Origin of the sequence: Paenibacillus sp. Soil766 (assembly GCF_001428105.1) — a bacterium.
GTDB lineage: Bacteria > Bacillota > Bacilli > Paenibacillales > NBRC-103111 > Paenibacillus_E.
Map to the genome: position 1 here is coordinate 59,317 of NZ_LMSJ01000019.1, position 22,075 is coordinate 81,391.

Consider the following 22,075-nt stretch of genomic DNA (forward strand, 5'->3'; position numbering starts at 1 on the left):
CCATAATGATGAATTTAGCTGGATGCCGGTGCCTGATTGTTGGCGGAGGGCCGATTGCAGAACGGAAATTACGCTCGTTGCTGCAGGCAGGTGCAGAGGTGACAGTTGTCAGTCCGACGTTCACAGCCGGTATCCTAGGACTGGAGAACCGCTCTGACGTGATGCTTAAGAAACAAATCTATGACCCCATGATATGGGGGTGCCATGGTGAGGCGCGTTATGCATTGGTCATCGCGGCAACGAACGATTCTCATGTGAATCAGCAGATCGCACAGAAGGCGAATGCTCAGGGGCTGCTCGTCAATATTGTTGATAAACCTGAGTTGAGTTCGTTCATCTTACCTTCCGTGGTTCGTCGAGGCAAGCTGGTGATTACGGTTTCCACAGGTGGCGCTAGTCCTTCAGCGGCACGTAAGATTGCTAAAGAAATTGACAAGACGTACGGTGATGAGTATGAAATTTATTTGGATTTTCTAAGCGAAACTCGCTTGTTGATTCAGAATCAGGTTCAGGATAAAGCAGCTAGACAGCGTTTATTCAAAGAAATGCTGGCATGGGATCTCATGCGCTTGATCCGTGAAGGTAAGTTTAAAGACTGGAAAGTGAAGTTTGACATAGCACTGCAAGGCGCCGCTTGGATGCAAACGCAAGAGCAGGGAGAGAGTGAACTGTCTTCTTGGTCTTTCATCAATGATTTGGCAGCACGTATAGGAGGCGGAGACGAATGAGAACGATTATTGTAGGGACAAGACAAAGTGCATTGGCACTGACTCAAACAGGACAAGCCGTAGAGCTTTTGAAGCAGTTGGCGAAAGAGCACGGGATCGAATGTCAATTTGAAATTAAGAAAATTGTAACGAAAGGCGATCGTATTCTGGACGTCACGTTATCCAAAGTCGGAGGCAAGGGTCTGTTCGTGAAGGAAATCGAACAGGCGTTGACAGACGGCGAGATTGATATCGCCGTCCATAGCATGAAGGACATGCCCTTCGAGCTGCCGGAAGGTCTCGTTGTGGGTGCAATTCCTAAGCGTGAGGATCCGCGCGACGCGCTAATCACGCGCGGTGCTGGATCGCTGGACGAGCTTCCGCAGGGTGCGCTCGTCGGTACAAGCTCGCTGCGCCGGGCTAGCCAGCTGCAGCACCACCGCCCGGACCTCCGGATCGAGTCGATCCGGGGCAACATTGATTCGAGGCTGCGCAAGCTCGAAGAAGAGAACTTCGATGCGATTATGCTTGCCGCCGCCGGTCTCCACCGGATCGGCTGGCAAGATCGCATCAGCGCGTACTTGCCGCCCGAGCTATGCCTCCCTGCCGTAGGGCAGGGAGCGCTGTGCATCGAGTGTCGCGGCAACGACACCTTCGTACTGGACTTGCTGGGCAAGTTCCAGCATGAACCAACGGCGCTCGCGGTGCGAGCGGAGCGGGCTTTCCTCGGCAGACTCAATGGAGGCTGCCAGGTGCCGCTCGGCGCTTACGCGAGCGTCGAGAACAGCAGCGGGGACGACGCCCCGCTGTTGACCCTGACAGGCATGGTTGGGACGCCGGATGGCGTGACCATGCTGAAGGAAACGGCTTCCGGCAATGATCCGGAAGCGTTGGGTGCGCTAGTCGCAGAGAAGCTCATCGCACAAGGAGCCGAGAAGATTCTAGCTGAGGTGAGGGAGTGATTGCTATGAACAAAGGAAGAGTTTTTCTTGTTGGAGCGGGTCCAGGGGATCCTAAGCTCATCTCGGTTCGCGGGATGGAAGCGATCCAAAGAGCTGATGTCATTGTATATGATAGACTGGCGAATCCACGCTTATTGAAGCATCGTAGACCGGAAGCAGAACTCATCTTTGTTGGCAAGCTGCCTGACAAACATATATTAAAGCAAGAAGAAATCAATCAGTTGCTTGTGGATTTGGCTTTACAAGGGAAGATAGTAACACGTCTTAAAGGTGGAGATCCGAGCGTATTCGGACGCGTTGGGGAAGAAGCAGAGCTGCTGGCGGATAACGGGATTACGTATGACATTATCCCCGGAATCACTTCTTCGATAGCTGTACCTGCTTATGCCGGGATTCCGGTGACACACCGTGACTTCACTTCGTCCGTTGCGATCGTAACCGGCCATGAATACCCGAACAAAACCTATTCCAGCCTGAATTGGGAGCATCTCGCCAAAGCGATTGGCACGATGGTGTTCCTGATGGGTGTTGCCAATCTAGAGCAAATATGCCGCGAGTTAATTCGCTGTGGCAAGCCGCCAGAAATGCCTGTTGCCTTAGTGCGGTGGGGAACTTGGGCGGATCAAGCGACGATAACAGGTACACTTGCAGATATTACAGAAAAAGTTAGAGAAGCGAATTTCAAATCTCCAGCTGTCATTATTGTTGGTGAAGTAGTTAGGCTTCGTGAGAAGCTGGCTTGGATGGAGAAGAAGCCGCTGTTTGGCAAGCGAGTACTCGTTACGAGAGCTCGGAGTCAAGCAAGTGAGCTTGTTGATCTGATCGATGATTTGGGTGGAGAACCCGTCGAATTCCCTGTGATTCGCTTACAGCCACCAAGTCGTCCAGAAACCCAACAGGCACTCGATCTGGCACTTGAGAAGCTGCAGGAGTTTGATTGGATCGTACTGACGAGTGCGAATGGCGTTGAATTCTTCTTCCGCAGAATGCGTGAGCTGCGTATTGATATCCGCAAAATGGGAAATGCGCGTATAGCTGCCGTAGGTCCTAAGACCGCTGAGGCGCTCGCTGAGCGTGGTATTATCGCAGACGTCCTACCAGCTAAGTATCAGGGGGAAGGCATCTTAGATGCCATTCAAGGGGATTTGAACGCAGGTCAGAAAGTGTTGCTGCCGACAGCAGACTTAGCAAGAGATTATTTACCTTCTAAATTGAAAGAGCTCGGGCTCGAAGTTACCGAAGTGGATGTATATGAGAATGTATTGACCACGGATGACGGCGAAGAGATTATTCATCTTTTGCAAAATCAAAGCATTCATATCATAACTTTTACAAGCTCATCGACCGTTACGAATTTACTCGAAGCGCTGAAGCAGCTGGGTATGGAAGATCCGTTATCGCTGCTGCAAGATGTGGAGATTGCAGTTATTGGTCCCAAAACGGCAGAAACTGTCTTACAGGCAGGACTGTCGATCACATATACGGCTGAAGAAGCAACAGTGGCTTCTTTGGTACAAAGCATGATTCAAGGAGGCGGAAATCCAGCATGAGTTTCCCAATCGTTCGTAACCGCCGCTTACGCGGAAATGCAGCCATTCGTAATCTCGTTCGTGAGAACCAAGTGACAGTGAACGATGTCGTTCAACCGATCTTTGTAACGCATGGCACAAATGTTAAGTCAGAAATTGCCTCGATGCCAGGTGTGTATCATTTCTCATTAGACCGCTTGAAAGAGGAAATTGATGAAATCACACAATTAGGTATTCAAGCTATTCTTTTATTTGGCGTACCTGATCATAAAGATGCTACAGGAACATCCGCATTTATGGATGAGGGTATCGTGCAGCAAGCAACACGTTTTATTAAAGAGCTTAACCCTAACTTGCTAATTATCGCGGATACGTGCTTATGTCAATTTACGGATACTGGGCATTGCGGAGTTATTCATCACCACCCGATTACAGGGCAAGCAGATGTCGCGAACGATCCTTCCTTGGAGCTTCTCGTCCGTACAGCGGTGTCTCAGGCCAAGGCAGGTGCGGATATTATCGCTCCTTCCAATATGATGGATGGTTATGTGCATGCTATTCGCGCTGGACTTGACGAGGCGGGCTATGAGAACACGCCGATCATGGCGTACTCCGTCAAATATGCTTCGGCCTACTACGGGCCGTTCCGTGATGCTGCACATTCTACACCACAATTCGGCGATCGGAAAACGTATCAAATGGACCCGGCTAACAGCCGTGAAGCGCTTCGTGAAGCGTCAAGCGACGTCGTCGAGGGCGCTGACTTCCTAATGGTGAAGCCAGCACTTGCTTATATGGATATTATCCGCATGCTGAAGGATAACTTCGACTTGCCGGTTGTTGCTTACAATGTGAGCGCAGAGTACGCCATGGTAAAGGCGGCTGCTCAGCAAGGCTGGGTGAATGAAGAAGCGATCGTCATGGAAACCATGACGAGCTTCAAACGTGCGGGAGCCGACATTATCCTGACCTATTTCGCCAAAGATATCGCTCGTTACTTGCAAAAGTAAGGAGTGCGTGAACCATTTGTCCTCTGTGATCTATAACGGAGTTCAGGTGGTTCTTTTGTCATACTTTTGTCGCAATAGGGAAGCTTACGTTGGTTGTGAGAGGGGTATAATTAGGGCATAATGGATGAGAATAGATGGAAACAAGAGGAAGGTGCCTCATGAGTTATAACGATAATTTTATTAAAGCATGCCGGAAAGAAAAAGTTGATACGCTACCCGTTTGGTATATGCGTCAAGCTGGTCGTTACGACCCTGACTATCGTAAGATCAAGGAAAAGTACTCCTTGCTTGAAATTTGCCAGCAACCAGAGCTTGCTGCCGAAGTAACGATGATGCCGATCAAAAAGCTTGGCGTAGATGCCGCGATTTTATACTCGGATATTATGAACCCGGTGGCTTCGCTTGGTGTTGACTTCGATATTGTGAAAGATATCGGTCCTGTCATACATACACCGGTTCGTACGGCACAAGATGTTGAACGACTTCGTCCAATTGATGTGGAGAAGGACTTGTCCCATATTCTTCAAACGATTCGTATTTTAGATAAAGAATTAGAAGTTCCGTTGATTTCGTTCGCGGGTGCGCCATTTACGATTGCCAGCTATTTGATTGAGGGCAGACCCTCCAAGAGCTACATTCGCACGAAGCAAATGATGTATTCGGAACCAACTGTCTGGTTCGCCTTGATGGATAAGCTCGGGGATATGGTTATCACATATCTGCGTGCACACATCGCCAATGGGGCTAAAGCTGTTCAAGTATTCGATAGCTGGGTGGGAGCACTCTCTCCGGCCGATTTCGACGTCTATGTTCGGCCAACGATGATGAGAATTTTCAAAGAGCTGTCCGATTTGAAAGAACCCAAAATTTATTTCCCTGGCGTTAGCTCAGGTGAATTGCTCCCGTATTTGACGACGATTCAAGCAGATGTGATTGGTTTGGACTGGCGTGTACCGATCTCTGTTGGTCGTGAACGACTACAGCACCGCTATGCGGTGCAAGGGAACTTAGATCCCTACATTTTAACAGCGCCGATGAGTGTGATTGAAGCACAAGCAAAAGCCATTATGGATGAAGGCATGAAGCAGCCAGGGTTTATTTTCAACCTTGGACATGGCTTGTTCCCAGAAGCATCGCTTGAGAAATTGAAGGAATTAACGACGTTTGTTCATTCTTATTCGCATTCCGTTTTAACCCAGCAAGCTGGAAAGAGTGGTGTTTAACATGACCAAATTGCGCATTGGTGTCTTAGTGATGTCGTATGGTACGCCGGAAAGTTTAGATCAAGTAGAAGCGTACTATACGCATATACGACGTGGTCATCCGCCGACCCCTGAGCAATTGCATGAATTAACGACGCGTTATGAGGCTATTGTAGGAGGCTTCTTCCCGCTGCGTGAGAATACGAATAAACAAGTAAAAGGACTCGAAGCTACGCTTCGTCAAGAGCATCCTGAGCTTGAATTTGTCTGCTACCAAGGCCTTAAACATGCTCAGCCCTATGTAGAAGATGGTGTTGAACAAATGGTTAAGGACGGCATCACAGAGGCTGTAGGGATCGTTCTCGCGCCTCACTACTCCACGATGAGTGTCGGTGGCTATGTGAAGAGAGCGAAGGATAAGGCGGAAGCACTAGGTCTTAATATGACGTTCGTGCTGGATTATCACCTTCATGGGAAGCTGCTGGATGCTTTGCAAACACGTGTAGAGAACGCTTTGGGGAAATTCGCTGAGACGGATCGGGATAACGTGAGAGTCATCTTTACTGCTCATAGCTTGCCGGAGAAAATTTTGGAGATGAAGGATCCATATCCGGATCAATTGCTGGCTACCTCCAAAGCGCTTGCTGAACGGGTTGGTCTAACGAATTGGCAGTTTGGTTGGCAAAGTGCTGGCCAGACAGCAATGCCTTGGTTAGGTCCCGACATTATGGACGTCATGCGTACGATTAAGCTAGAAGAAGGCGTGGATAAGATACTCCTTTGTCCAATTGGTTTCGTTTCCGATCATTTAGAAGTTCTTTATGATATCGATATTGAAGCCCAAGCGTTGGCGAAAGAGCTAGGCGTTCACTTGGAACGTACGGAGTCGCTCAACACCGATCCTCTTTATATGGAAACCTTGAGTGATGTTGTTTACAAGAAATGGCAAGAGTCAGCGAGTTCGAAATGAGTAATAACGTGCCTCATTATATGATTATAGGCGGCGGGATCACAGGGCTGAGCGCTGCTTTTTATTTGAAAAAACAGTTGGAAGCTTTTAGCGGAGGTGCTCCCTTTCGCATTTCTGTCATAGAGAAATCACCGTCGTTTGGCGGGAAAATTCATACGATAACGCGTGAAGGCTTTGTGATTGAAAAGGGGCCAGATTCCTTCCTTGCTCGTAAACGTCCCATTATTGATTTGGCTTATGATTTAGGAATGGAAAATGAGCTGACAGGTACGAATCCGAAAGCGAAGAAAACGTATATCGTTCGCGGGAGAAAGCTGCATCGCATGCCTCCGGGCTTGGTTCTGGGAATTCCGACTCAAATGACGCCGTTTATGAGCACAGGCTTAATCTCACCATGGGGCAAGCTTCGCGCTGCGATGGACTTGATTTTGCCGAAGCGGAATGTTACAGCGGATGAGTCGCTTGGACATTTTCTGGAGCGCCGACTCGGTAAGGAAGTGCTTGAGCGTATTGTTGAGCCCCTGCTTGCCGGGATTTACGCTGGGGATACGTATAAGCTGAGCTTGAAATCCACCTTCCCGCAGTTTCAGGCTATGGAGCAGAAGAATCGCAGTTTAATTCTTGGGATGATGGCGAGCCGCAAAAATGTGACCGAGGAAAGCGCGCATTTGCCTGCTGCTGTTCGCAATTCCGTATTTGTAACGTTTAAGCGAGGGCTGCAATCGCTAGTTAATAGCTTAGTCGATTCTTTAGCTGCGATAGATTTACGTACTGGAGTTGGTGTTGCTTCCGTGCGTGGCGTAGCCGGTGGACTAACAGAGGTTGTCTTAGAGGACGGTCAGCGTGAGATCGTCAACGGGGTTATTGTAACGACGCCAACGTATCAAGCGGCAAGGCTGCTTTCGGAGCTGCCGGCTGCAAGCAAACTAGCGAAGATTGATTATATATCGGTAGCCAATGTGATTATGGCGTTCGATCGTAAAGATATACCATTTGAGCTGGATGCCTCTGGTTTCCTTGTTCCTAAGCATGAGGGTTATACCATTACAGCTTGTACGCTAACCTCAGCAAAGTGGCTGCATGCTGCGCCTGAAGGTAAGGTACTGCTTCGTTGTTATATTGGTCGTTCTGGTGAGCAGGAATGGCCTGCATGGTCTGATGAGCAATTAATCAGTAAAGCACGACATGATATAAGTGATCTGCTTGGGATTACGGCTGAACCTGGTTTTGTTGAAGTGACGAGGTTGATGCATTCCATGCCGCAATACCCAGTTGGTCATTTAGAGGCGATCGCGGATTTCAAAAAAGAACTGACTGAAGCTTTGCCGCGAGTACTGGTCACTGGTGCAGGGTTTCATGGCGTCGGATTACCCGATTGTATACGGCAAGGAAAAGATGCTGCAAATCAGCTTGCATCACTAATAATTAGCGAAGCTTCGTCAATTCCAAAGTGAATTCATTGGCAGAAATCGTCAGGATTTTCTTCTCTTCGAGATCACGAATGACTTGCATGAGCGTGGATTTCTGAACACCAGCTAGTTGGGAGATTTCATCAAAATTCAGAACAAGCTTAATGACGATTGTGGTGCCTTTACGTTGGCCATGCGTGTTCGCCATTTTGATCAAGCTTTTGATGACTCGTGTTCGTGCATCTACGAAGGTTAAATCGTACACTTGTTGATTCGTATCGCGTAACCGATTACTGAGTTCTTGCATGATGCCTAGGCTAATGTCAAAATGATTACGAAGCAGTTCAAGGAAGCTTTGGCCTGTTATCGTAAGGAGTATGCATTCTTCCAAGGTTTGAGCTGAGGCAGAACGAGGTTTGCCATCTATGAGAGAAAGCTCTCCGAAGCTTTCGCTGCTTTTGCAGATCGTCAGTATTTTCTCCTCACCTGAAGTACTTGTTGTGAAGATCTTTACGGAACCGCTAAGAACCATATAGAATACGGAACCGAGTTCTTTTTCTTGAAATAGGATTGTGCCTGCTTTATAGGTACGTCTTGTACAAATTTCAATAAGGGCGTTCAATTGCTGCTCGCCTAGTTGGGCAAATAAAGGAACTTTCTTGATAAGCTCTAGCATAGGTTGTACCGCCTTTATAGGTAGTTATTGGTGGGTATGACCTCATTTTATCACAAGATTACGTCATTGGGGGCTAAATAATGGGAAATTCGAGCAGAATCGACAAACTGTCAGCGGCTGCTTTCCAAGAATCAAGGAAGCTGATTCCTGGCGGGGTGAACAGTCCAGTTCGTGCATTTAAATCAGTGGGCTTAACACCTCTATTTATGGAGAGTGGGTCGGGTTCCAGAGTAACTGATATTGATGGGAATACGTTTATTGACTACGTAGGTTCATGGGGACCGCTCATCGTAGGACATGCTCATCCGAAGGTTTTGGAAGCGATTCAGGATACAGCAATTAAAGGTACAAGCTTCGGTGCTCCCACGTTGCTCGAAACTGAGATGGCCAAGCTTGTCATTGAACGTGTACCGTCTATCGATATGGTCCGCATGGTCAATTCGGGAACGGAAGCCACGATGAGTGCGTTGCGCCTAGCTCGTGGATTTACGAAGCGCGATAAGATCGTGAAATTTGAAGGAAGCTATCATGGACATGCGGATGCTTTGTTGATTAAGGCTGGTTCTGGGGTTGCTACACTTGGATTACCGGATAGTCCTGGTGTACCAAGCAGTGTGGCGTCCAACACGATTACTGTACCTTATAATGATTTGGATTCCGTGAAGCTTGTTTTTGAAAAGTTTGGTGAAGAAATTGCCGCACTTATCGTAGAACCCATTGCGGGCAATATGGGGGTTGTTCCTCCAGCAGATGGCTTCTTGCAAGGTCTTCGTGACATTACCAAGCAATATGGCTCCTTGTTGATTTTTGATGAAGTTATGACTGGCTTCCGCGTGCATAAGAACTGTGCTCAAGGTTTATATGGCGTAACACCTGATTTAACTTGTCTAGGTAAAGTTATTGGCGGTGGGCTTCCTGTAGGTGCTTATGGCGGCCGTTTAGACATTATGGAGCAGATTGCTCCTGCGGGTCCGATTTACCAAGCAGGTACGTTATCGGGTAACCCACTTGCCATGGCAGCTGGTTTCGCAACGTTGTCCTTACTAGGCGAGCCGAATGTCTATGAGGAGCTAGAACGCAAATCAGCTAGACTAGAAGCGGGCTTTGCTTCAAATGCTGCTGAGTTCGGCATTGCCAGCACGATCAATCGCGTAGGATCAATGGTTTGTCCTTTCTTCACGGAAACGGCAGTCACCAATTACGATTCGGCCAAAACATCCGATCTTGGTCGATTTAATGCGTATTTCGGAAACCTACTAGATTTAGGTGTTTCCGTTGCACCTTCGCAGTTTGAGGGTATGTTTGTGTCTACAGTGCACTCCGATGCGGATATTGAAACGACAATCGAGGCTCATCGTGAAGCCTTGAAACGACTATAAAATAAGGGCAGCCGACCGTAGAAAGTTCTACGTGAGGGCTGCCCTTGTGTTATAGGGAGTGATGATGTGTGATGTGCGGTAACTGGTCGAGTTGGGGGCGTGGGAGTAAGAGGAAGAGGAAGAGGAAGAGTAGGAGTAGGAGTAAGCGCATGTTTGGGAGTAGCTGGATTTTCTCCAGTTAAATTTGCGATTTTCAAATCAAACGAGGAGATAGATGGAAAAAATACAGTTAATTTTACCCAATTTGCTCGAGATATGAACAAAAGAGGCATTTTTAACTACATATTTTCCAGTTAAATCGAGTTTTTAATGAATTTCTCCTCAAATAGCTGTACTTTTTCCAGTTAATACAATAATGCAGTTACCTAGGCCCGCCAAACGCCCAAACAACTTCCACGCGCTGAAACGCCCACGCCCGCCACACGCGTCTCCACCACGCCCGTACCGGCTGCCGCGTCGGCTTGTCGTCCCGCCTAGCGTGGGCCATCTCGCGGGCCCCCGTTGCCACGTCGGCTTGTCGCCCGCCCTGCGCGTGTTATCACGCCCGTCCCCGCTTGCGTGTCGGCTTGTCGCCCCGTCTAGCGTGGGCCATCTCGCGGGCCTCCGTTGCCACGTCGGCTTGTCGCCCCGCCTAGTGCTGTGCCTTCTCACGCGTCCCCGCTGCCCATGCGTCCATATCGAGCGCTACTGACCTGTCACCAAGTTTTAACAACTATTCGATGGATTGGATGCACCCGTACAAAAAAAGTTAGCATCCGTAGAAACGGTTGCTAACTTTTTAGTAGTTTAATGCTGTCGCTCGTTTATCTATTTCTCTTACTAGTTAGGCTTAACTGTTGGAGAAGTGGATATAGATGCGTTGGGTAAAGTCTCTGTTCCATTCGTTGCTGGCTTCGGTGTAGGACTTGGCGTAGGCGACGGTGTTGTTGTCGTCGTTGGCTTCGTACTACCCGTGTTAGTACCTCCCGTTGCAGTCCCACTACTTGGCGTTGGCGTAAGTGTAGGAGTCGGTGTAGGGTTACCAGTAGTTGTTGGTGTAGGGCTAGTTGTATTTGTTGGTGTTCCAGATGATGGTTTATCTGTCGAGTTCGGCCTAGTCGAATTGGTATTTAATGGTGAAGACGACCCGCCAGCTTTGACTGATTCAGCTGTGTTTTCTGGTTTAACAGATGGTGTTGGTGTGGCTTTCGGCGTTGGTGTGGGCAATTTACCTTGTGCCTTCAGTTCTGCTTGTTCTTTCAAGAATTCAGGGTGAGTTGAAGCACCGCCTGCATCAATTGTCGTCAGACCAGCCCAAATGTTCTTGACTTCGACTTTCTCAGGATGATCGAATACTAAGAAAGCTGAAGGTAAGCGACGCTCACCATAACGGCTAGATGGTTTTGTAATAAGTGCATTATTATAAACCATTTCAGAAGATGCTCCGCCATCAAGGAATCCAGCGTTGATGACATCGTCTTCTAAGAAAAGATCCTGAACTTCTTTCAGCGTAGCTCCAACACTTGACGTTTGACGTCCATCGATGACGATAAAGATAACCGTACCGTCTGCTTTTTGTCCAACAGCTGTACGCGGCGCACGTCCCCAACCTCCATCACCACTAGTAATAAGTGGTTTACCATTCGCGATAACACGCGGGTAGAAGGAGACAGCTTCCGTGACACCGAGCTCTAATAAGGCATTAATTGTATATTTACCGATAATAAGGGTACCTTCTTTGGTAAATCCAACAATTTGTTGCGGGTTGCTTCCCTCTTGGTCGGTATAAAGGATTTCACCACCGGACATAATAGCACCGATTGGGGCAAATCCGTTTCCAAGGCCGTCAGGATCATTGAAGCCACCGCCATTGACACCGGCTACAGCACCTGTACGTTGAACCATGGCTGTAATTCGTTCACCTTCACCTTGTTTGGAAGGAACGACAACACGGATTGAACGTGGGTCATATACATACATTCGCTTACCCTTCCACAGGGTGCCTGAAATATCCTCTACTTTGACTAGACTCTCAATAGGACGATTTGTATTAAACTGAACAGCTTCAATATCTTGTTTCTCAATCGAGTTAACTTCCGTTAAATTCTGCATTTCAAGCACCATTTGATCACGGCGCTGTGCACCTACGAATATCCAGGCCCAGTCGCGATGCTGCGTTGTTATGACGGTTTTGGCTAAATACTCACGTATGAATGTCCCTGGTGGGGTTAGAAATAGAAAGCTAGAACTCAAAAATGTACACACGGCTATAACGAGTAAAGTCCGCTTCAGCCAACTATAATTTCGAAAATGATTTGCAATTGAACTACCCAAGGTAAACCTCTCCTGCTCTATTAATAAATTGATAGAAAATGTCGAAAAAAAACAATTCAAGAATAATAGTATCATATTTTTGCATGCAAATGGTATTGGTAATTGTTAAAATAAAGTGTACATAATCCCTCTTTCTTAAAGGAGCTCGTTCTACTTATGAAACGTTATTACTTTTTTGATTTCCCAATCGACCTTATGGCGATTGTTTTTGTATTTCTATTAATTCTGCTAGCAATCTTCCTATCATTTCGTAAAGGCATGAAATCATGATCAATTGGTCGCGTGATGGAGAATGGCTGCAACTACCACTTCCAAATGAACAATGGAAACCGCTCAAACCGGGCGCTGTTGAAGAATTAGCGGCTTATTTGCCGGTGCCACGCAAATTTTTTCTGCGATTAGCTTCCCAGGGACTTATTCGTATAGAAAATAACACGATTCGGCTAAAGGTTTTTCCTCAGGAAAAAGCGGCGTTTAAACCTGAATCTTACCCATTAGACGTTTTATTTGAAGATGAGTTCACTCTAGTCGTGAATAAACCGGCTGGTAAGTCTGTCCATCCAGCTGAAGCTGGACAAGGAGGAACGCTTGCCAATGCGGTAGCTCATTATTATGAAGCGACAGGACAAGCATATAGTGTTCGTCATATTCATCGTCTAGATAAAGATACGACTGGCGTTGTACTTTATGCCAAAAATGAATGGGCGCATGTCCTATTGGATGAAGCCATGCGAGAGAAGCAAATTGATAGACGCTATGTGGCGTTAGCTCACGGTTTTTTCAATGAAAAGGAAGGATGGATTGATGAACCGATCGGCAAGGACCGTCATCAGCCAGGGAAACGAAGAGTAGCCCCTAATGGGGATCAGGCGCTTACGCATTATCGTGTCCTTCAGCAAATGAAAGCTGGTGCACTCGTGGAAGTGGAGCTGGAAACGGGCAGAACACATCAGATACGGGTCCACCTCAGTCATTTAGGACATCCTCTAATCGGAGATACCTTATATGGAAGTTCTTCGCGATCGTTTGAGCGGCAAGCCCTACATGGCGACAGGCTCATATTTAAGCATCCAATTACGCAAAATGAGGTCGTTGTACACGCACCGTATCCACTAGATTTCAAGACGTTGCTGGATCAAATGTCAATGAATTAAAAATGTAGTCATGCCTGGACTCATCCACCCATATACTTTTAGAGACAATCAAGTATATCACCCAACAATTCGGAACTGCTGTATGTTTCGAGTTAACGGAAGGGAGGAAACATTTCGGTGACTGAACAACAACCAGGGTTACGTTTTGATATTTATGAACGTGTGCATTTGCAGGAGAATTTGGCAGCCATACAAGAGTTGAATGAGGTAGAATTGCTTCCGCATATTCAAGTTATAACGCTAGATGATCAAGCGATCTTAAAGGGGAACTTACTACTTACAGGCAACTACTTTAGTGAAGAAGGCGGCAGCCCACGCACGCTTGAGCATTTGATTCCTGTGGAAATTACATTGCCCTTGAATCGTATTCATCGCGTAGAAGATATTCAGGTGGAAATCGAGAATTTTGATATCGACCTATTATCGGCACGAAGCCTAAATGTCACAGGTGTACTATCCTTGCAAGGTGTAGAAATGGTTTCTGTACCGCAAGAAAGCTGGCGCGAGGAAGAAGAGGTTACATTTGTCCATCAAATTGAGTATCCTCGCTCCGAGCCCGTCATGCCTTACGTATCAGAACCTGTACCTACACCAGCACCAGCACCGTTTGTTCAAGAGCCACAGGTTCAACCTGTTCCACAAGTTCAACAAGTTCAACAAGTGATTCAACCACCACCAGCGCCAACACCTGTTATTCCAACACCTTTGCCTACGCCAAACCCAACGTTGATAGCAGCTGCACCAGAACCAACCGTAGTTGCGGCTCAGCCGGAATCCTTATCGGGGGACGACACGATAGGTGTGGAATTTGAACAAATCGAGCTGAAGGTGACCCCTCATGCTGACAGTACCGTCGTTACGGAGGAGAAAAAGGAACTGAAAGTTGCCTTTGGCAAGAAGGCAGCTGACGCCGTGGAGGTTAACCCGTATGGTATTAAATCGCTATTATCTAAGGCAGGCTCGTATCTTTCCGATAAGCGGCTTGCGGAAGCTGAAGCGCAAGCGGCTCTTGAGGCGGAATCGCGGATAGATGCGGTAGAATGGCGGCGTTTATTTCTTCAGAGCCGATCGGAGTCGCAAGAGTTCAGGAAGCTCAAACTATGTATCGTTCAGAGGGATGACACCTTAGAATCAATTGCGAAGCGCTATCAGTTGACAACACGTGAGCTTCAACTGATGAATCGTCTAGGGGATCAAGATATTGTTGTGGGTCAAGTTATTTATTTGCCCAAATAAATACCTATACATAGGCAAGAGCCTCTGGCTGCTGATAGCGGCTGGGGGCTCTTTATGTTTTAAGCTAGTATAACTTCCACCATTTCGCCCAATACTAGAAAATAATCCTTATAACATGGGCTGAAATTATTGACTATATGTCGATAATTCGATATCATATACTGTAAATCATTTTCAAACCAACATATGGAATTGCAAAGATAGGGAGTAGTAGTCGGAACGCCCTTCAGAGAGTGGAACTGCAACGCTGAGAGGTTCCTCAGGATACATCCGATCGAAGTCGCCCTGGAGCAGTAAATGTGAGTGCAATCACCGAGTTATCCTTTCTCGCTTGCATTAGCATTTTCCGGTCGCAGCCGTTATCTGTTTAAGTGTCATGTTATTTGCTATTGGGGCAAGTCGCATGAAATGAAGGTGGTACCACGGAAGCTATACCTTTCGTCCTTTTTGGGGCGAAAGGTTTTTTTGTGTTTATAACAACTAGCCAGATATGGAGGTACTCTTATGACCGAAACCAAATTGCAAACAGAAATGCCGACCACGTACGACCCGAAAGAAGCGGAGCGTAAATGGTACGACTACTGGATCAAAAATGAATTCTTCAAAGCAGGCAACCGTCCTGATGCGGAGACCTACACCATTGTGATCCCGCCTCCGAACGTAACGGGTATGCTGCACATTGGGCATGCGCTTGATTTTACACTGCAAGATATTCTTATTCGTACGAAACGGATGCAGGGCTTTGACACGTTGTGGCTGCCTGGTTCTGACCATGCTGGTATTGCAACACAAACTCGCGTAGAGCAGAAGCTTCGGGAACAAGGACAAACGCGATATGATCTTGGCCGCGAGAAGTTCTTGGAGAAGGTATGGGAGTGGAAAGAATTATATGCGGATACCATTCGTGAGCAATGGGCCAAAATGGGCTTCTCACTCGATTATTCGCGTGAACGCTTCACATTGGATGAAGGGCTTTCGCAAGCGGTTCGTGAAGTTTTCGTAAGCTTGTTTGAAAAAGGTCTCATTTATCGCGGCAACTATATTATTAACTGGGATCCGGCGGCACGCACAGCACTTTCGGATATTGAAGTGGAATACAAAGAAGTTACAGGTGCGCTGTACCATTTGAAATATGAAACAACAGACGGATCAGGTTCGATCGTTGTCGCTACAACGCGTCCTGAGACGATGCTGGGAGACACAGCAGTTGCTGTTCACCCGAAGGATGAGCGCTATAAGCACCTCATTGGGAAGTCTTTGCTTCTGCCGATTGTAAACCGTGAAATTCCAATTATTGCAGACGATTATGTTGAAAAAGAATTCGGAAGCGGCGCGGTAAAAATTACGCCGGCACATGATCCTAACGATTTCGAAGTAGGAAAGCGTCACAATCTGCCGCAAATTCTGGTTATGGACGAATCGGGTACGATGAATGCGAATGCTGGCCCTTACCAGGGGCAAGACCGTTTCGATTGCCGTAAACAAATCGTTGCTGATTTGAAAGAACAAGGTGTTCTGATCAAAATTGAAGAGCACGTTCATCAAGTTGGACATAGCGAGCGCAGTGGCGCAGTGATTGAGCCGTACTTGTCCACCCAATGGTTCGTGAAAATGCAGCCGCTTGCTGATCAAGCGATTGAAGCGCAGAAATCAGGCAAGGGCGTAAATTTTGTACCCGACCGCTTTGAGAAAACGTATTTGAATTGGATTGAAAATATCCGTGACTGGTGTATTTCTCGCCAATTATGGTGGGGTCACCGAATTCCTGCTTGGCACTGCGCGGATTGCGGTCAAGTCACCGTAACTCGTGAGGATGCGACTGTCTGCTCCCATTGTCAAAGCGCGAATCTTAACCAAGATAACGATGTACTGGATACATGGTTCAGCTCGGCACTATGGCCTTTCTCCACATTAGGGTGGCCGAAAGATTCCGAGGATATGAAGCGTTTCTATCCGACGAGTGTACTGGTTACTGGCTATGATATTATTTACTTCTGGGTAGCTCGTATGATTTTCCAAGGTCTCGAATTTACGGACCAAATTCCATTTAAAGATGTGCTCATGCATGGTCTTGTTCGTGATTCCGAAGGACGCAAAATGTCCAAATCGCTCGGAAACGGTGTTGATCCTTTAGAAGTGATCGAGAAATACGGCGCGGATGCGATGCGCTATATGATTTCTACGAGCTCCACGCCAGGTCAAGATTTGCGCTTCCGTTGGGAGCGGGTTGAGCAAGCTCGTAATTTTGCCAATAAGATTTGGAATGCTTCCCGATTCGCTCTAATGAATTTGGAAGGCGTTACTGCAGCGGACATCGATTTGACTGGCCAATTAGGTACCGCAGATCGTTGGATTCTACATCGCTTGAATGAAACGGTTCGTGATGTAACACGTCTAATTGACAGCTATGAATTCGGTGAAACAGGCCGTCTACTTTATAACTTCATCTGGGATGATCTCTGCGACTGGTATATTGAGTTCAGTAAACTGAGCTTGTATGGCACAGATGCAGCTGCGAAAAAGCAGACTCAATCGGTTCTAGCTTATGTATTAGATCAAACGCAACGTTTGATTCATCCGTTCATGCCGTTCATCTCCGAGGAAATCTGGCAGCATTTGCCGCATGTTGGGGACACGATTACACTTGCAGCTTGGCCAACTGAGAATGCCGCCTTCGAAGCACCGGATGCGATTCGTGAGATGGAGCTTTTGATGGAAGCGATTCGTTCTGTTCGTAATATCCGTGCTGAAGTGAATGTGCCGATGAGTAAGAAAGTTGAGCTTTTAATTAAACCAGCTAGTTCAGAGACACAGGAGATTCTTAGCAAAAATGAAGAATACCTGAAACGCTTCTGTAACACGTCATTGCTTGAAATTGACCTTACATTGACAGCTCCTGACAAAGCAATGACGTCGATTATCACTGGGGCAGAGCTTTACTTGCCATTAGCGGGCTTGATCGATATCACGCAAGAGCTTGCGCGCTTGGACAAAGAGCTGCAATCTTTATATGGTGAAGTTGAGCGCATCGAGAAGAAGCTAGGTAATGAAGGTTTTGTAGCTAAGGCACCAGCGAAAGTCATCGAAGAAGAGAAGGCTAAGCTAGCTGATTATGCAGACAAACGTGATAAAGTAATCGCTCGATTAGCGGAGTTAAAGGTGTAAGGAACGTAAATTATACGATCGCCTATGTTCGTGAACAAGGTGATTCATATAGTAAAAGAGGATGAGAACAATGGATGAAATCAAGAACACGGCGGGTGAATTCCAATCCGCACAGGAAGCCATTGATTGGATCGTTGGACGGATGGAGAAGCTCGGCATGAAGCCGGGCCTCCAACGTATGCATCTACTTATGGAGAAGTTGGGTAACCCCGAACGCAGGCTGAAGTTTATTCATGTGGCCGGAACGAATGGAAAGGGCTCAACATGCGCTTACCTAGCTTCTGTGCTTCAGGCTTGCGGTTATGATGTGGGCACATTTACATCACCGTACTTGGTGAGATATACGAACCGTATACAAGTCAATGGCGCCGATATTGAGGATGACGTACTACTTCGTTTAGTGAATGAGATGAAGCCAATTGTGGATGAGATTGCAGCCACAGAGGTTGGTCCGCCAACGATGTTTGAGATTTCAACAGCACTGGCGATTCTATACTTTGGGAAAGTGGCTTATCCCGATTATGTAGTATGGGAAACCGGACTCGGGGGAAGGCTGGATAGCACGAATATCGTGAATCCAATTGTTACCGTAATTACGAATGTCGGTCATGATCACATGGATATTCTCGGAGATACCCTAGAGCTCGTAGCAGCTGAAAAAGCAGGCATTATTAAAGCCGGTGTACCAGTGATTACAGCAGTGGAACCTGAGGCTGTATGGCGTGTGATCGAACAAACGGCGAAAGCGAAGAAAGCCACCCTCTACTCCCTTGGCGATCAATTTTCGTTGACGGATGTGACGAGTGAGCTCGATCGTCAAACCTTCCAATTTAACGGACCATTTCGACCTATTCCAGAGTTGTCCATTACATTGAATGGTGAGCACCAATTGAAAAACGCCGCTGTTGCGGTTATGACGCTTGAAGTGCTTCGTCAATATTACGCCACCATCGTGGATGATGTGGATTTGCAGCAGGGTCTTACGGGAACGAAATGGCCAGGTCGACTGGAGATGGTTTCACAGGAGCCGCGCATCCTAATCGATGGGGCACATAACCCTGAAGGGGCGGCAACACTAGCTTCAGCGCTTCAAAATGTGTACAGCTACAAGAAGCTTCATATGATGATTGGAATGCTAGCAACGAAGAATCATACAGGCTACTTAAGGCATATACTACCATTGGTGGATACACTTATTATTACAGAAGCTAATTTTCATAAAAAAGGGGATGCTTCCATGCTCGCAGAACTCGCAACGAGTCTGCTGCGGGAGATGAATCGTGAAGTTGACATTGTTGTTGAACGCGATTGGAAGCAAGCTTTAACTTTATTAACAAATAGAACTGAGCAGGATGATCTGGCGGTCGTATCTGGCACGCTGTATTTAATCTCTGATGTTCGTTCTTGGATAACCTATCAAACCGATTCTGAAAAAGGATGGTGAGAACGGCGTGAATCAAGCAGAACACGTACATTTTATAGGAATCGGCGGATACGGCATGAGTGCCATTGCCAAAGTCATGCTCGAAATGGGATACCGTGTCTCAGGGTCAGATATTGCTCAGCAAGAGTTAACTGAGAAATTGAAAGCCAAAGGCGCTCAAGTCTTTATCGGTCATCAGGCGGCGAACGTGTCTGGTGCTGATCTTGTTGTATATTCAACTGCAATTGCCAAAGATGATGTAGAAATGCAAGCGGCAGAGCAACTGAATATTCCGATTATTCATCGTTCACAAATGCTGGGAAGGCTGATGAATGAACGCAAAGGCATTGCCGTAGCAGGTGCCCACGGGAAGACGACAACGTCCTCCATGATAGCTTTGGTAATGGAGATTTGCGGTACGGATCCAACGTATATTATCGGTGGAGAAATTATGAATGTAGGCAGCAATGCCAAAGCTGGCAAAGGAGAGTATGTTGTTGCGGAGGCCGATGAGAGCGATGGAACCTTCCTGCAATATCACCCAACTCTTGCGTTAGTGAATAATATTGAAGCTGACCATTTGGAAAATTATAATGGCGATTTCGAGAACTTGAAGAGGGCATACAAACAATTCTTGAGCCAAGTAAGACCTGGCGGCAAAGCGATTGTATGTCAGGATGATGAGTTCCTGCGCGAAATGATACCGGAAATTCAAAGTCAAGTGATTACGTACGGGATTGAGACGAAAGCGGATTATATCGCACGTGACATCTCACTAGGTGATCGCAAGGTAACCTTTACGGTAGAGTATAATGGTTCATCCCTTGGCCAAGTCAGCCTGTCCGTGCCTGGTAAACATAATGTATACAATGCACTTGCGACACTGATTACTTGTTTGGAAGCAGGGCTATCTTTCGAGAGCATTGCAGAAGCGATTCAGGAGTTTCGTGGAGCAAAGCGTAGATTTCAAGTACTCGGTGAAGTTGAAAACATTTTGGTGATTGATGATTACGCGCATCACCCTACGGAAATTCAAGCAACAATTTCCGCTGCGAAAGCAACAGGAAAGCGTATCATCGCCGTGTTCCAACCGCAACGGTATACACGAACTTACTACCTGTTTGAGCAGTTTAGCCGCTCCTTTCTGGAAGCGGATGAAGTTGTCATAACAGATATTTATTCACCAGCCGGTGAGAAGCGCATTGAAGGCGTGGACTCTGTTAAGCTAGTTGAGTTAATACGCAGCAACAGCAATCCGAATGTGCAGCATATTGCCACACGGGAAGAAGTACTGACGTATTTGATAGACCATGTTCAACCAGGTGACCTCGTTCTCACGATGGGTGCAGGAGACATCTGGAAGGCAGCGGATGGGTTAGCTAAATCGCTGCGCAAGAAATACGAATCACATACGTAGAGAGAAGATCGCTTACGCCGAAGGGCTGGAGGCGGTCTTTTTTTCTTGAACGAATCATATTATGGTTCTCACTCTCATACTCTAGTAACAGAAGATTGGGACAAGATGATACGGCATTGTGCCTGTTTCGGGACATACATATGATGAGGAGTGTGGGAAGGGAATGAAAAAAGCTAGAATTACATATCGCTTCGACCCCAAGGAAGGGGCAGAATCAACACGCAGAGCAGCAAGGGTACATGATCAAGAGGAGAACATTATTCCCCTCTATCAAGAAGAGTATAAAGTAATAGAGCCGAAGATAGATCGGAGTTCGAAGGAAGTAACGCCATACGAACAAGCAGAAAGAGAGCAAGTAGAGTCACTTTTTGAACCGCATGCGCTGAATACGTTCACGACAGATTTTGGGAGCTGGCATAGCCAGATCGAATCAGAAGGAGAGCGTGTAGAACGAATCATTCGTGAGAACCAAATTACTCGAGAACAGCAGAATTCTCCGATCCCAACGGTAGTTCGCCAAGAGCGGCAACCCGATCCCGAGCTTACTGACAATCGGGAGGAATGGTCCAATTGGACATCCAAGGAGCCATACCGGGATCCCGGGAATGGAACTCGTTATGCGAAGTCGCCCGATGCGCCATGGTTTCGCATAGCAACCTCTGTGGCGGGTGCAGTGGTAACGGGAATTGCATTCGGTTTCTTCGTGCTCTCCATGTTCTCTTCGGATCAAGATAAGACAACGAGTTTAGCGACATCCAATCCTTCTAAAGTTACGGTGCCATCGCCTAATACACAAGCAGCAACCTCCACGACCAAAACACAAACAGGTACAGGGGATGTAGCTCTACCCGCAACAACAGCAGCTGTCACAGCGGTGCAAATTCCTGCTAAATCGTATACCTTCTTGCAAAATGGGGTGTTCAGCTCGCTCCAAGGCGCCCAAGCTGTTCAAGATTCGCTCAATAAGAAGGGGCTTGCTTCTGCGCTGGATAATTCCGATAAGCTCACTGTGTTCGTAGGTTTTGCTAAGACGAGGGACGATGCTGTTGCATTAAGGCAAGGTGTGCAGGCTACGGATAAAACGATTGAGGTTTTCATGAAAAATGTGGATTTCCCAGCGATAACGGGCATTCGCTGGTCTGGCGCAAAAGCGGAGACATTGCCTAATTATATCGCTGAGGGTGATAAGCTTGTGACTGCGATGAGTGGACTGACACTAATCCATTTGGCGGAGACGAAGCCCACAGCACTGACGGATGTCTCTTTACAGTCGATTCGTACTTCGCATCAGGCACTCATTACGCTCGGTACAGGGCTGACTAGCGGCGCGGGTGATGATGTTAAACCGTTGCTAGCGAAGATGACTACAGCGATCAATAGTGCCGTACAATCGATGGAAGAATACAAGAAAACGCCATCTCAGGCCTTGATGTGGCAAGCGCAATCAGCCTTGATGCAGTACATTATTGCTCAGAAAAATCTGCTTACTACGATTAGCGTAGTATAAGGAGAAGCCGTGTACC

Annotated in this window: 17 protein-coding genes and 1 other annotated feature; of the genes, 15 read left to right on the forward strand and 2 right to left on the reverse strand. The window is 47.1% G+C overall.

Annotated elements, in window-relative coordinates:
* Positions 1 to 5: 5 nt before the first annotated feature.
* The 7 genes from ASG89_RS15450 (at position 6) to hemG (ending at position 7,834) form a co-directional block, all read left to right on the forward strand.
* Positions 6 to 728, forward strand: a complete 723-nt coding sequence (locus ASG89_RS15450; RefSeq protein ID WP_235549778.1) for a bifunctional precorrin-2 dehydrogenase/sirohydrochlorin ferrochelatase — start codon at positions 6 to 8, stop codon at positions 726 to 728.
* Positions 725 to 1,669 (forward strand): hydroxymethylbilane synthase, encoded by a 945-nt coding sequence (hemC, locus tag ASG89_RS15455; RefSeq protein WP_057311606.1) that lies wholly within the window; start codon positions 725 to 727, stop codon positions 1,667 to 1,669. The genes ASG89_RS15450 and hemC overlap by 4 nt, the downstream gene beginning before the upstream one ends.
* A 5-nt stretch (positions 1,670 to 1,674) precedes the next feature.
* Entirely contained in the window at positions 1,675 to 3,219 is a 1,545-nt protein-coding gene (cobA, locus tag ASG89_RS15460; protein ID WP_057311607.1) for a uroporphyrinogen-III C-methyltransferase, read from the forward strand.
* Positions 3,216 to 4,208: a porphobilinogen synthase gene (gene hemB / locus ASG89_RS15465; protein WP_057311608.1), complete on the forward strand. Its 993-nt coding sequence runs from the start codon at positions 3,216 to 3,218 to the stop codon at positions 4,206 to 4,208. Before cobA ends, hemB begins: the two co-directional genes overlap by 4 nt.
* A 158-nt stretch (positions 4,209 to 4,366) precedes the next feature.
* Positions 4,367 to 5,431, forward strand: a complete 1,065-nt coding sequence (hemE, locus tag ASG89_RS15470) for a uroporphyrinogen decarboxylase (protein ID WP_057311609.1) — start codon at positions 4,367 to 4,369, stop codon at positions 5,429 to 5,431.
* A 1-nt stretch (position 5,432) separates the two neighbouring features.
* Complete coding sequence (gene hemH / locus ASG89_RS15475; protein ID WP_057311610.1) at positions 5,433 to 6,380, forward strand: ferrochelatase; 948 nt, start codon at positions 5,433 to 5,435, stop codon at positions 6,378 to 6,380.
* Positions 6,377 to 7,834 (forward strand): protoporphyrinogen oxidase, encoded by a 1,458-nt coding sequence (gene hemG / locus ASG89_RS15480; protein ID WP_057311611.1) that lies wholly within the window; start codon positions 6,377 to 6,379, stop codon positions 7,832 to 7,834. Before hemH ends, hemG begins: the two co-directional genes overlap by 4 nt.
* Here the strand turns inward: hemG and ASG89_RS15485 are convergent.
* Positions 7,806 to 8,465, reverse strand: a complete 660-nt coding sequence (locus tag ASG89_RS15485) for a Crp/Fnr family transcriptional regulator (protein ID WP_057311612.1) — start codon at positions 8,463 to 8,465, stop codon at positions 7,806 to 7,808. The genes hemG and ASG89_RS15485 overlap by 29 nt on opposite strands.
* A gap of 80 nt (positions 8,466 to 8,545) precedes the next feature.
* On the opposite strand from ASG89_RS15485, the gene hemL reads away from it, so the two are divergent.
* The gene (gene hemL, locus ASG89_RS15490) at positions 8,546 to 9,844 is read left to right on the forward strand and encodes a glutamate-1-semialdehyde 2,1-aminomutase (RefSeq protein ID WP_057311613.1); all 1,299 of its coding nucleotides are present in this window, start codon (positions 8,546 to 8,548) and stop codon (positions 9,842 to 9,844) included.
* A 99-nt stretch (positions 9,845 to 9,943) separates the two neighbouring features.
* Positions 9,944 to 10,141, forward strand: coding sequence for a hypothetical protein (locus ASG89_RS37695; RefSeq protein ID WP_235549779.1), 198 nt, complete (start codon positions 9,944 to 9,946; stop codon positions 10,139 to 10,141).
* Positions 10,142 to 10,663: 522 nt separating this feature from the next.
* Here the strand turns inward: ASG89_RS37695 and ASG89_RS15495 are convergent.
* Complete coding sequence (locus ASG89_RS15495; RefSeq protein ID WP_057311614.1) at positions 10,664 to 12,157, reverse strand: phosphodiester glycosidase family protein; 1,494 nt, start codon at positions 12,155 to 12,157, stop codon at positions 10,664 to 10,666.
* A 266-nt stretch (positions 12,158 to 12,423) separates the two neighbouring features.
* Between ASG89_RS15495 and ASG89_RS15500 the strand changes: the two genes are divergently transcribed.
* The 6 genes from ASG89_RS15500 (at position 12,424) to ASG89_RS15525 (ending at position 22,059) form a co-directional block, all read left to right on the forward strand.
* Positions 12,424 to 13,311 carry an RluA family pseudouridine synthase gene (locus ASG89_RS15500; RefSeq protein WP_057311615.1) on the forward strand — a complete coding sequence of 296 codons (888 nt, stop codon included), beginning with the start codon at positions 12,424 to 12,426 and terminating at the stop codon, positions 13,309 to 13,311.
* A gap of 117 nt (positions 13,312 to 13,428) precedes the next feature.
* Complete coding sequence (locus ASG89_RS15505) at positions 13,429 to 14,547, forward strand: LysM peptidoglycan-binding domain-containing protein (RefSeq protein ID WP_057311616.1); 1,119 nt, start codon at positions 13,429 to 13,431, stop codon at positions 14,545 to 14,547.
* 188 nt (positions 14,548 to 14,735) lie between these two features.
* Positions 14,736 to 14,996 (forward strand) — a binding site (T-box leader).
* Between the two features lie 55 nt (positions 14,997 to 15,051).
* Positions 15,052 to 17,712, forward strand: a complete 2,661-nt coding sequence (locus ASG89_RS15510; RefSeq protein ID WP_057311617.1) for a valine--tRNA ligase — start codon at positions 15,052 to 15,054, stop codon at positions 17,710 to 17,712.
* A 70-nt stretch (positions 17,713 to 17,782) separates the two neighbouring features.
* Complete coding sequence (locus tag ASG89_RS15515; protein WP_082593279.1) at positions 17,783 to 19,156, forward strand: bifunctional folylpolyglutamate synthase/dihydrofolate synthase; 1,374 nt, start codon at positions 17,783 to 17,785, stop codon at positions 19,154 to 19,156.
* Between the two features lie 7 nt (positions 19,157 to 19,163).
* Positions 19,164 to 20,552, forward strand: a complete 1,389-nt coding sequence (gene murC, locus ASG89_RS15520; protein WP_057311619.1) for a UDP-N-acetylmuramate--L-alanine ligase — start codon at positions 19,164 to 19,166, stop codon at positions 20,550 to 20,552.
* A 163-nt stretch (positions 20,553 to 20,715) separates the two neighbouring features.
* On the forward strand, positions 20,716 to 22,059 hold the full coding sequence (locus ASG89_RS15525; protein WP_057311620.1) for a hypothetical protein: 1,344 nt from the start codon (positions 20,716 to 20,718) through the stop codon (positions 22,057 to 22,059).
* The last annotated feature ends 16 nt before the right edge of the window (positions 22,060 to 22,075 follow it).